The following is an 11,116-nucleotide window of genomic DNA, read 5'->3' as shown; positions in this document are numbered from 1 at the left end:
ACGCCAGGCCGCGCGGTACAGGCCGTGAACCCGACCCGAACCCACCATCCGAGCTGCCGCAAGTCCAGCAGCACCGACCGCGCACCCGACCGAGGACCTGCCCGACCGCCACCAGCTCCGCGAGGCAGGCCGCAAGCCCGACCCCGAAACCGGCCTCCCCTGAACCCCCGCAATCCAACAGCACCAGCCCCACACCCAACCGACATCCCGTCCGACCCACACCAGCTCCCGAGCAGGACCCAAGCCCCGACCCGAAACCGGCCACCCCCGAACCCCCGCGATCCAACAGCGCCGGCCCCACACCCAACGAGATCCCGCCTGATCGGCGCCAAGCCAACTCCCGCCCCGACCCCGCCTGCCGTTCCACCCGCCCGCGTAACCCACTCCGGCCCGGCAGGCCCCCCAATCCCCGCGACCCGCCTCGGCAGCCGAGCCGAAGCGACCGCACAGCCAACACCCCGCGGCCCCGCCGCACGCCCGCCGAGCCCACCTCCACCCCCCGACGCCCCCCGCCCTACACCCCACCTCAGGGCCGAACGGTCGGCACAGACCCCAGCCGGCCCCGACAAGCACCCTGCACGCCCCGAACCCACCCCAGCCCGGCGGAGCCCCCGCCCCCGCCGAAGAACCCGTCACGGATGACACGGACGGGCACCCATCACCTCAACCAACGGCAACGGCTCGGCCGACTCCAGCGCAGGGTCATCGACAAGAAACGTCCGCACCCGCCCCGGCTCCGAATGCGGCGTCTCGAACCGCACGGTCACCCGCCCCAGCCCGCTCCCCTGCACCCACCCGTGCCCGTACTCGGCGTGCCGCACGTCATGCCCGGCAACCCACCGCCGCTCGACCACCACATCCCGCTCCTCGGCAGGGACGTCGTCAGCCACCTCCTCGACGGCATGGTCCAACCTCTCCCCCGCGGCCTGGGCGAACAGGTCCTCCTGTGTGAAGTCGGCAAGCCCGGACACCCCCACCCCCAGCAACCGCACGCCCCCCGTCGAGTCGACGCCCTCCAGCAACCGCAGGGCGGCCTCCCGCACCACCGCGGGATCGTCCGTGGGCCCCCGCAAGGTCTCGGACCGCGTCAACGTCGAGAAGTCGTACCGCCGCACCTTCAACACGATGGTCCGCCCCGACAACCCGGCCGACCGCAACCTGCGCACACACCGGTCCGCCAACCGCTGCACCTCGAGCCCCACCCGAACCCGGTCATGGATGTCCACGTCGTACGTGTCCTCCACCGACACCGACTTAGCCTCCCGCTCCGCCACCACGGCCCGCTCGTCCCGCGCCAGCGCCATGGCGTACAGCCCGTGCCCGTGCGCCTTCCCGAGCAGCCGTACGAGCTCGTCCTCCCCCGCCTCGACGATCTCGTCGACGGTATGGATCCCGGCCCGCCGCAAATGGTCCCCCGTCGCCGGCCCCACCCCCGGCAGGGTCCGCACCGACAGCGGCCCGAGCAGCGCCCGCTCGGTGCCCGGCTCGATCACCACCAGCCCGTCCGGCTTGGCCTGCTCGGAGGCGATCTTCGCGAGCATCTTGGACGCGGCCAGCCCCACCGACCCCGTGAGCCCCGTGAAGGCCCGTATGTCGGCCCGCAGCTTCGTCCCGACCAACCGCGCCGACGCCTCGTCCCAGGCCGCGCCCCCGGCCTCCAGGTCCACGAACGCCTCGTCCAGGCTCAGCGGCTCCACGAGCGGCGACAGCTCTCGCAGCAGCCCCATCACCTGCTCGCTGATCGCCTTGTAGAACCCGAAGCGCGGCACGAGATACGCGGCGTTCGGCGCGAGCCGTCTCGCCTGGGCCATGGGCATCGCCGAGTGCACCCCGAACACCCGGGCCTCGTAGGACGCGGTGGCCACCACTCCCCGCGGCCCCAGCCCGCCCACGACGACGGCCTTCCCGCGCAGACTCGGCTTGGACGCCTGCTCCGCCGAGGCGTAGAAGGCATCCATGTCGAGATGCAGGATCGTGGGCGCTTTTCTCACATGTCCGATGCTGCCCTACGCCACTGACAATGCCCCGCCCCAGAAAGCGGGGCAGGCCTCAGACCGCCCGGTTGCGGCGCCTGGCCAGCTCGTCCGCGGGGTTGTGCCCGATGAGCGTCTCCCCCGTGTCGACGCGCTCCCCGTGCAGCTGGGACAGGGCGCTCTCGACATCGCGCCAGACGACCCCCACGGCGATCCCGAAGACGCCCTGGCCGCCCTGCAGCAGCGCGTGGACCTCGTCGGGCGAGGTGCACTCGTAGACCGTGGCCCCGTCGCTCATGAGGGTCATGCGCTCCAGGTCCTGGAACCCTCGCTCCCGCAGGTGCTGGACGGTGGTGCGGATGTTCTGAAGGGACACGCCGGTGTCCAGGAACCGCTTGACGATCTTGAGGACGACGACGTCCCGGAAGCTGTAGAGCCGCTGCGTCCCCGACCCGTGGGCCGGCCGCACGCTCGGCTCCACGAGCCCGGTGCGTGCCCAGTAGTCGAGTTGCCGGTAGGTGATACCGGCAGCCGCGCAGGCCGTAGGGCCGCGATAGCCGATCTGCTCGGACGCCATGGACGTCGCCCCTCCGCTGCTCGGCACTGCCGTCGGTCGCTGCGGAGCGTGATCGGCCGCGCTGCCCTGAAAAGGGCTGCCGGGATGGGGGTTCCCCCAACTCGAACGCAGTTGAGAGCTTGGGGGAGGGTACGGACCGCTCGCCCCGAGACTCCGTCCGGGGGCACCCCCAGCCGTACCGTCGCCGCTGCTTCTCACGCCGACCTCCGTCCTTGACCTGCCTTCTCGACGGTAGGCAGTCACCAGGGGTGCGTCAACGATCGCCACACTCGGCACGCCGAGTGATAATCACCCTAGGAGTGGTTTGCCGTACCCCAATGCGGGGAAAGGCTAGCCGAATGCGCTCCGAACGGGTCGCAGGACGCTCTCACGCGCCGGTGGCAAATGCCAGCATTTTGGTGACGACCGGACACGGCCGACCCCTCACGGACCACTGATCCGCCAGGCCGGCCGCATCCGCCTCACTGACTGCTGGTGCCGAAGTCCTCGGGGGAGATCTGGTCGAGGAACTCGCGGAACTTCTCCACTTCGTCCTCCTGCTCGTCCGGGATCGCGATACCGGCGTCGTCGAGCACTCCGTCGCTGCCGTAGATGGGCGTCCCGGTGCGCAGGGCCAGCGCTATGGCGTCGGACGGCCGCGCGCTCACCTCGACCCCGCTGGCGAAGACCAGCTCCGCGTAGAAGACGCCCTCACGCAGATCCGTGATGCGCACTTCGGTGAGCTCCTGGCCGACCGCCTCCAGCACGTCCTTGAACAGGTCGTGCGTCAGCGGTCGTGCGGGGGCCATGCCCTGCTGCGCGAAGGCGATCGCCGTCGCCTCTCCCGGCCCGATCCAGATGGGAAGGTAGCGGTCGCCTCCCACTTCACGCAGGAGCACGATCGGTTGGTTGGAGGGCATTTCGACCCGGACACCTACGACATCGAGCTCGTTCACACAGCAACCCTAGGCCGTGCCCGGGACGTTTGGGTAGTCGGGCAGGAAACGGGGGCGATCCCGTGCCCGGCGCCGTCAGGGCAGGCGTACGCCGAGGGCGGTCTGCACAAGTGCCGCGTGCAGCCTCACAGTGAGCCCCGCGAGTTCCTTGGCACGAGCTTCCGCGTGGGCGCGGGTCTGCGGGTTGCGGTGGCGCTTCAGCGGGGCCACCACCTGGTCCACCAGCCCCGCCTCACGGTCGGCAGCCGCCTTCATCGCCCGCAGATGCCGGGGCTCGATCCCGAACCGCCCCAGCTCCACGACGAGCGCGGCCACGGTCACCGCCTCGGCGTCGTAGCCGCCCTCCGGCAGCGGCGTGAGGAGCCCATACGACTCCCACTCCGCCAGCTCCGGCTCGCCGATCTCGGCAGCGGCGAGCAGCTCGGCCCTGCCGATCCGGGCCGCGGTCGGGCCCTCGGCGACCTCCAGGACCGTTTCTCCGTCCCGCTGGCGGCCCACCGTGGGCAGCGCGACGGCCTCGCCGCGCTCCATGGCGTCCAGGTGCTCCCGGATCACCTTGAGCGGCAGATAGTGGTCCCGCTGCATCCTCAGGACGTGGCCGAGGCGCTCGACGTCCCGGTTGCTGAACTTTCGGTACCCGGAGGGGGTCCGCTGCGGCTCGATGAGGCCCTCGGACTCCAGGAAACGGATCTTGGAGATCGTGACCTCGGGGAACTCGTCGCGCAGCACGTTCAGCACTGTGCCGATGCTCATCAGCCCACTGTCCGTGGCGGCGGTACCGTGTCCGGCACCGCCGCTCGGTGTTTGAAGCATGGACCTTCCCTGGGAGGGTCAGTAGCCCTGCTGGCTCGCGTAGAACACCAGCCGGTACTTGCCGATCTGCACCTCGTCGCCGTTGTTCAGAGCGACCGCGTCGATCCGCTCGCGGTTGACATAGGTGCCGTTGAGACTGCCCACGTCGGACACCGTGAACGAACCGTCCTGACCGCGGCGGAACTCCACGTGCCGGCGCGAGACCGTGACGTCGTCGAGGAAGATGTCGCTCTGCGGGTGACGGCCGGCCGTGGTCAGCTCGCCGTCCAGCAGGAAGCGGCTGCCCGAGTTCGGTCCGCGGCGCACCACCAGGAGCGCGGAGCCCAGCGGGAGGGCGTCGACGGCCGCCTGCGCCTCCGGGGAGAGCGCCGGCATCTGGGTCTGACCGGTGACCTCGGAGTCGTAGGCCTCGAGTCCCGAGATGGAGATGGTGGAGGTCGTCTCCGAGGGGCGCTCGGGCACGGCACCGGGCCGCAGCGGGGCGCCGCAGTTGGAGCAGAAGCGGCTGTTCTCCGCGTTGCGGTTACCGCACCTCGTACACACCTGGGCCGACATAGGGGAAAACCCTCCACCCGTACTTGAGGCTGACGGCTGCCCGAAACCTATGCCGCCGGACTGGGCAGGGTCAACAGACGGCACGCCCTGACCTCCGGAAACGTCACCACCCTGACCGGCGACCTGGTCCCGGAACAGCGGGCGCTGACCCTCGGCGTCGGGCTGTGCGCGATGACGAGCGGTCGCGTTGTTGTCGCTGCCTTCTCGCGCGCTCTTGCCGAACAACTTCGCAAACAACTTCACGGGCGATTCCCCTTGACCGAAACAGACCCGCCCGTGGGGCAGGACGAACCCTGATTGAACACACCGGTCGACCCGGACATCCTCACAACGTCCGTTTCCACCAGACAGTTTCCACCACGCACCACCCATTCGGTGCGCCGACCCCCCGCAACCTCATGCCCTGGCCGGATGCCCCCCATGCACCGCCGGTTCACTGGGAGGACGACCGAGCGTAGTCAGGCCGCTTCGCAGCTCGCAAGGCGTCCACGACGATCTTGCCCGACCGATCGACGGTAATGGTGGCCTGCTCCTTCTCGAGCGTCTGCACCACGCCTCCAGGGATGTTCAGCGCCGGTTCGAGGTCCTGCGGATTGCCGATGACCTTGAAACGAAACGGCGCGGTGATCTTGTTCCCGTCGACGCTCACGCTCTTGCCCGAGTCCGACAGATAGGTGCCCGCGACGACCCGTACGCCGTTCACCTGGATCGCCTCCGCGCCGGCCGCTCGCAGCTCCTGGATCGCGTCGAGCAGCATGTCCGCCTCGACCCTCCCCTTGTTGTCCTCGATCGTCATCGTGATGCCCGGCCCCTGAGCGGCCACCGTGCCCGCGAGGATGCCGAGTTGCCGCTCCTTCTCGACCGTCTGCTTGCGGGCCTCCTCAGCCTGGTCGGAGCTGTTCTCCAGCTCGTCCCGCTGCTTCTCGAGGCCCTGCTTCTCGTCTTCAAGACGTTGAGTACGGTCGTCCAGTTCATCGAGGATGCGGACAAGATCCTCCTGCCTGGCCCCTCGCAGCGCGCTGTCACTGTCACTGTTGGACGCCACCTGGACGGCAAGGCCGAATCCGAGGCCGAACAACAGGACGGCGACGATGAGTTGGGCCCGCGTCACACGCGGCGGCCACAGCCCCTGCACAAGCCGCTGACGGCCGGTCAGCGCGGGTTCCGCGGCCGGCGCACCGGTCCCCTCGGTCTCCTCTGCCGGCGTGGCCGGGAGTTCCTCGGGCAGTTCCTTGCGCAGCCTGCCGCCGGGCGTCTCTTCCTGTTCGCTCATCGGCGTCACGCCCTGAAGACGTGCCGACGGATCGCCGCGGCGTTGGAGAAGATCCGGATGCCGAGCACGACGACGACACCGGTCGACAGCTGGGCGCCCACGCCCAACTTGTCGCCCAGGAAAACGATCAGCGCGGCCACGACCACGTTCGACAGGAACGACACGACGAAGACCTTGTCGTCGAAGATGCCGTCGAGCATGGCCCGCAGCCCTCCGAACACTGCGTCGAGCGCCGCCACCACGGCGATCGGCAGATAAGGCTCGACGACCGCCGGAACCTCAGGCCGGACCAACAGGCCGGCCACGACTCCCACGACGAGGCCCAGTACGGCGATCACGATGTGCCCTTCTCAGTTCTCGGCTCTGCTGTACGTACGATCACACTCGGTGCGGCCGGCAGCCGGAGGTCGTCCTCCGCGGAGATGGCGGTCCGGATGCCGTAGTTCTCTTGCAGGGCGTGCAGATACAGCCCGTCGGCGCTGTCCTGGAACCTGGTGCTCAGCCGCTGCCCGTCCCCCACCGCAAGCACCGTATACGGCGGAACCAGCGGCTTGTTGTCGACCAGTATCGCGTCACCCGCGGCCCTGATCGCCGACAGCGCGGTCAGCCGCTGTCCGTTGATCGAGATGGCCTCGGCTCCCGACTGCCACAGCCCGTTCACGACCCGCTGCATGTCACGGTCGCGCACCCGCCCGGTGTCGGAGAAGCCCGACGTCTCTCGCGGGTTGCCGTCGCCGCCCGTAGTGGCTTCCTTGGCGTCGTTCACGACCAGTTTGACGCCCGGGCCGTGCACCTCCACGGCGCCCGAGAGGATGCCCACGAGGTCGGCCTGACCGCTGTCGCCCGTGTGCTTGAGCGCCTCTCGCTGCCGCGTGGTCACGTCGTCGCGCAGCCGGTCGACGCTCTCCTCGAGCTTGTCCGCCGTCCCGCTCTCGCGGTCGATACGGTCGATGAGCTCCTCGCGCTCCTTGGCCACGACCGGAGCTGCCACCCGCGCCTGCGCCGCCCCCACGGTCACCACGAGAGCGGCGAGCACCAGCCCGAGGGCCAGACCCAGCCGGGCCCGCAACGTCTTGGGCAGCCCACCGTCACCGGCCGCCTTCTTGCGGGCCGCGGCCTCCGCGTACCCGTCGTCGAGGCTGTGGTCCATGACGTTGGTGAGCAGCGACATGGAGGCGTCCGGGCGCGACGGGCGCGTGGGGGTGCTCCGAATGGGGGGCTGCTGCGGCATGCCGCACATCGTCGCACGTCGCGGCCCCTACCTCCGAATGGCCCCATCGGCGTGCCGGACAGGCCCCTTTGGGGACACATGTCCGGCACGCGCGTGTGCGTGGCTCAGCGGCCGGCGCTGTCCACCACGGCAGACCACTCGTCGAGCAGGGCCTGCGCGGACGCGTCGTCGGGCCCCTCGGCCCACAGATGGGTCACCGCCTCCGCCGGGTCCGGCAGCACCATCACCCAGCGTCCGTCGGTCTCGACAACCCGGACACCGTCCGTCGTGTCGACAAAGCGATCGCCCGCCGCCTCCACGACCCTGCGCATCACCAGCCCCTTGACGGCCCACGGGGTCGCCAGGTCCCGCTTGAGGACATGCGCCCGCGGAATCCGCGCGTCGATCTGGCTGAGCGTGAGCTGCGTCCGCGCCACCAGCCCGATCAGCCGTACGAAGGCCGCCGTACCGTCGAAGACGCTGCTGAACTCCGGAACGATGAAGGCGCCCTTGCCGTCACCGCCGAAGATCGTCGAGTCGTCGCGTCCGACCCGGGTCAGATCGTCGGGCGAGGTGGTCGTCCACTCGACCTGCGTCCCGTGATACGCCGCCACCTGCTCGGCGATCCGGGTGGTGGTCACCGGCAGCGCCACACGGCCGCTGCGCCGCTCGGCGGCCACCAGGTCGAGCATCACGAGCAGAGCGCGGTCGTCCTCGATGATCCGGCCCTTCTCGTCCACGAGGGACAGCCGCTCACCCACCGGGTCGAACCGCACACCGAACGCGGCCCGCGCGGACGCCACGATCTCGCCCAGCCGCACGAGCCCGGACCGCCGGGCATCCGCCGTCTCCGTCGGCCTCGACTCGTCGAGCCCCGGGTTGATGGTCAGCGAGTCCACCCCGAGCTTCCCGAGCAGACTCGGCAGCACCAACCCCGCACTGCCGTTCGAGGCGTCCACGACGACCTTCAGCCCGGAGTCGGAGATCCCGGTGATGTCGACGTTCCGCAACAGTGATCCGGTGTACGAGTCGAAGACGCTCGCCGGGAAGTGCAGGTCCCCGATCTCGCCTGGGAACGCGCGCCGGTACTCCTGCCGCGCGAACACCCGGTCCAGCTTTCGCTGGCTGCCCTGGGAGAGGTCGGCGCCCCGCCCATCGAAGAACATGATGTCCACGGAATCCGGCACCCCTGGCGTGGTCCGGATCATGATCCCGCCGGCACTCCCCCGCGCGGTCTGCTGCCGCGCGACGGGCAGCGGTACGTTCTCCAGGTCGCGTACGTCGATGGCGCTGGCCTGCAGAGCGGAGATGACGGCCCGCTTCAGTGCCCGCGCGCCACGGGAGTGGTCGCGGGCGGTGGTGACGGTCGAACCCTTCTTGAGGGTCGTCGCGTAGGCGCCGGCCAGCCGGACCGCGAGTTCCGGGGTGATCTCGACGTTAAGGATGCCGGAGACGCCACGGGCGCCGAAGAGATGCGCCTGGCCCCTGGACTCCCAGATGACCGAGGTGTTGACGAAGGCGCCGGCTTCGATGGTCTTGAAGGGGTAGACCCGCACATTCCCCTGAATAATCGATTCCTCGCCGACGAGGCACTCGTCGCCGATGACCGCGCCGTCCTCGATACGCGCCGCCCGCATGATGTCGGTGTTCTTCCCGACGACACAGCCACGGAGATTGCTCTGCTGCCCGACATACACGTTGTCGTGCACGACGGCCTTGTGCAGAAACGCCCCGCTCTTCACGACCACGTTCGAGCCCACGACGGTGTGCTCGCGGATCTCGGCGCCGGCCTCGACCTTGGCGTAGTCACCGATGTACAGCGGACCACGGAGAACGGCATCGGGATGCACCTCGGCTCCCTCGGCCACCCACACGCCAGGAGAGATCTCGAAGCCGTCGATCTCGACGTCGACCTTGCCTTCGAGAACGTCGGCCTGCGCCTTCACATAGCTCTCGTGCGTGCCGACGTCCTCCCAGTAGCCCTCCGCGATATAGCCGTAGATCGGCTTGCCTTCCTTCATCAGCTGAGGAAAGACATCGCCGGACCAGTCCACGGGTACATCGGGGTCGACGTAGTCGAAGACCTCGGGCTCCATGACGTAGATTCCCGTGTTCACGGTGTCCGAGAAGACCTGGCCCCAGGTCGGCTTCTCCAGGAAGCGCTCGACCTTGCCTTCCTCGTCGACGATGGTGATGCCGAACTCGAGCGGATTGGGCACACGCGTCAGACAGACGGTGACCAGCGCGCCCTTTTCCTTGTGGAAGTTGATGAGCTCGGTGAGGTCGAAGTCGGTCAGGGCATCACCGGAGATGACGAGGAAAGCATCGTCCTTCAACGCCTCTTCGGCGTTCTTGACGCTTCCGGCGGTACCGAGTGGCTTCTCCTCATTGGCATAGGAGAGCTCCATTCCGAGCTCTTCACCGTCACCGAAGTAGTTCTTGACCAGTGAGGCCAGGAACTGCACGGTGACGACGGTCTCGTTGAGCCCATGCCTTTTGAGCAGCCGCAGAACGTGCTCCATGATCGGCCGGTTTACCACCGGCAGGAGCGGCTTGGGCATGCTTGAGGTCATGGGACGAAGGCGTGTGCCTTCGCCTCCGGCCATCACGACGGCCTTCATGTCGGAAGCGTCCTCCTTAAAGATGACGGTCCAGCCGACTTCACCCGTCCAGATTCTCCCGCACTTCTCTGCCGGGGGCCATCGAGCCACTACGGCCGTGCCAATGGGCGAGTTCAGTCGGCCTGGGCGTCCGCACGGACCAGTCGGCGGACTTGGACCACATAGAGCACTCCTGCCCACCAGTACAGGGTTGTACCCCATCCGGCGAACGCCCATCCGAAAATAGCAGCGAGTGACGAGATCCATCCAGTTCCGTCACTGAGCAAGAGCAGCGGGAAGGCGTACATCAGGTTGAAGGTGGCGGCCTTGCCAAGGAAGTTCACCTGCGGCGGCGGATAACCGTGACGCCTGAGGATGCCCACCATCACCAGGAGAACCAGCTCCCGCAAGAGCAGTACAGCCGTCAACCAAAGTGGCAGAATCTCGCGCCAGGTGAGGCCGACCAGGGTCGAGAGAATGTAGAGACGGTCGGCCGCGGGATCGAGCAGTCGGCCGAGGCTGCTGATCTGGTTCCACCGCCGGGCCAGCTTGCCGTCCAGGTAGTCGCTGATACCGCTCAGAGCCAGTACCAGCAGCGCCCAGGTGTCACTCTTGGGCCCTCCGAACTCGGGCCTGAGGATCAACCACAGGAAGAGCGGCACCCCAACGAGCCGCGCCATGCTGAGGATGTTGGGGATGGTGAGGACCCGGTCCGTCTGGACCCGGGTCTCCTGGACCTCCACCCGGGGGCCTCCTGTGGGAAACGTGCGAACGATGCTCCCTGACCTTACCTCAACGCAAAAAAGCTCTGGCCCTTGGGCTGTATGCCCAAGAGCCAGAGCTCTAAAAGGAGTTCGGCGGTGTCCTACTCTCCCACAGGGTCCCCCCTGCAGTACCATCGGCGCTGTAAGGCTTAGCTTCCGGGTTCGGAATGTAACCGGGCGTTTCCCTCACGCTATGACCACCGAAACACTATGAAGTTCGACCGGAAAAAGACACAGTCGTTGCCTCAGAACTAACACAGTGGACGCGAGCAACTGAGGACAAGCCCTCGGCCTATTAGTACCGGTCACCTCCACCCATTACTGGGCTTCCAGATCCGGCCTATCAACCCAGTCGTCTACTGGGAGCCTTAACCCCTCAAGGGGGTGGGAGTCCTCATCTCGAAGCAGGCTTCCCG

At 68.2% G+C, this 11,116-nt stretch carries 10 protein-coding genes and 2 rRNA genes; all 12 read right to left on the bottom strand.

The annotated features are described in order from the left end of the window. Positions 1-632: 632 nt before the first annotated feature. Positions 633-1,991 carry a DNA polymerase IV gene (locus tag H293_RS51010; protein WP_078612825.1) on the bottom strand — a complete coding sequence of 453 codons (1,359 nt, stop codon included), beginning with the start codon at positions 1,989-1,991 and terminating at the stop codon, positions 633-635. A gap of 58 nt (positions 1,992-2,049) precedes the next feature. Then, positions 2,050-2,748, bottom strand: a complete 699-nt coding sequence (locus H293_RS0140340; RefSeq protein ID WP_259294640.1) for a MerR family transcriptional regulator — start codon at positions 2,746-2,748, stop codon at positions 2,050-2,052. A gap of 263 nt (positions 2,749-3,011) precedes the next feature. Beyond that, on the bottom strand, positions 3,012-3,485 hold the full coding sequence (locus tag H293_RS0140335; protein WP_004002801.1) for a bifunctional nuclease family protein: 474 nt from the start codon (positions 3,483-3,485) through the stop codon (positions 3,012-3,014). Positions 3,486-3,560: 75 nt separating this feature from the next. Next, positions 3,561-4,298: a transcriptional regulator FtsR gene (gene ftsR, locus H293_RS0140330; RefSeq protein WP_028808612.1), complete on the bottom strand. Its 738-nt coding sequence runs from the start codon at positions 4,296-4,298 to the stop codon at positions 3,561-3,563. A gap of 18 nt (positions 4,299-4,316) precedes the next feature. Further along, positions 4,317-5,225: an FHA domain-containing protein gene (locus tag H293_RS55815; protein WP_078612824.1), complete on the bottom strand. Its 909-nt coding sequence runs from the start codon at positions 5,223-5,225 to the stop codon at positions 4,317-4,319. Positions 5,226-5,286: 61 nt separating this feature from the next. Further along, complete coding sequence (locus H293_RS0140320) at positions 5,287-6,126, bottom strand: DUF881 domain-containing protein (protein WP_020123451.1); 840 nt, start codon at positions 6,124-6,126, stop codon at positions 5,287-5,289. Positions 6,127-6,131: 5 nt separating this feature from the next. Further along, positions 6,132-6,464: a small basic family protein gene (locus tag H293_RS0140315; protein ID WP_003988855.1), complete on the bottom strand. Its 333-nt coding sequence runs from the start codon at positions 6,462-6,464 to the stop codon at positions 6,132-6,134. After that, on the bottom strand, positions 6,461-7,357 hold the full coding sequence (locus tag H293_RS0140310) for a DUF881 domain-containing protein (protein ID WP_259294639.1): 897 nt from the start codon (positions 7,355-7,357) through the stop codon (positions 6,461-6,463). The genes H293_RS0140315 and H293_RS0140310 overlap by 4 nt, the downstream gene beginning before the upstream one ends. Before the next feature lie 104 nt (positions 7,358-7,461). Beyond that, on the bottom strand, positions 7,462-9,957 hold the full coding sequence (locus H293_RS0140305) for a mannose-1-phosphate guanyltransferase (protein ID WP_020123449.1): 2,496 nt from the start codon (positions 9,955-9,957) through the stop codon (positions 7,462-7,464). Positions 9,958-10,070: 113 nt separating this feature from the next. Next, positions 10,071-10,679: a CDP-alcohol phosphatidyltransferase family protein gene (locus tag H293_RS0140300; RefSeq protein ID WP_007380584.1), complete on the bottom strand. Its 609-nt coding sequence runs from the start codon at positions 10,677-10,679 to the stop codon at positions 10,071-10,073. A 109-nt stretch (positions 10,680-10,788) separates the two neighbouring features. Next, positions 10,789-10,905, bottom strand: a 5S ribosomal RNA gene (gene rrf / locus H293_RS0140295). A 70-nt stretch (positions 10,906-10,975) separates the two neighbouring features. Further along, positions 10,976-11,116, bottom strand: a 23S ribosomal RNA gene (locus H293_RS0140290); the annotation flags it as partial.

The organism is Streptomyces canus 299MFChir4.1, assembly GCF_000383615.1.
Classification (GTDB): domain Bacteria; phylum Actinomycetota; class Actinomycetes; order Streptomycetales; family Streptomycetaceae; genus Streptomyces; species Streptomyces canus_C.
Note: the sequence above shows the minus strand (reverse complement) of the source record. Positions and strands in the feature narration are given on the sequence as shown.

Excerpts from the sequence above, each read along its gene's own strand:
- ftsR (WP_028808612.1), bottom strand. The coding sequence starts at position 4,298 with ATGCTTCAAACACCGAGCGGCGGTGCCGGACACGGTACCGCCGCCACG.
- H293_RS55815 (WP_078612824.1), bottom strand. The coding sequence starts at position 5,225 with ATGGGTGGTGCGTGGTGGAAACTGTCTGGTGGAAACGGACGTTGTGAG.
- H293_RS0140320 (WP_020123451.1), bottom strand. The coding sequence starts at position 6,126 with ATGAGCGAACAGGAAGAGACGCCCGGCGGCAGGCTGCGCAAGGAACTG.
- H293_RS0140310 (WP_259294639.1), bottom strand. The coding sequence starts at position 7,357 with ATGCCGCAGCAGCCCCCCATTCGGAGCACCCCCACGCGCCCGTCGCGC.
- H293_RS0140305 (WP_020123449.1), bottom strand. The coding sequence starts at position 9,957 with ATGAAGGCCGTCGTGATGGCCGGAGGCGAAGGCACACGCCTTCGTCCC.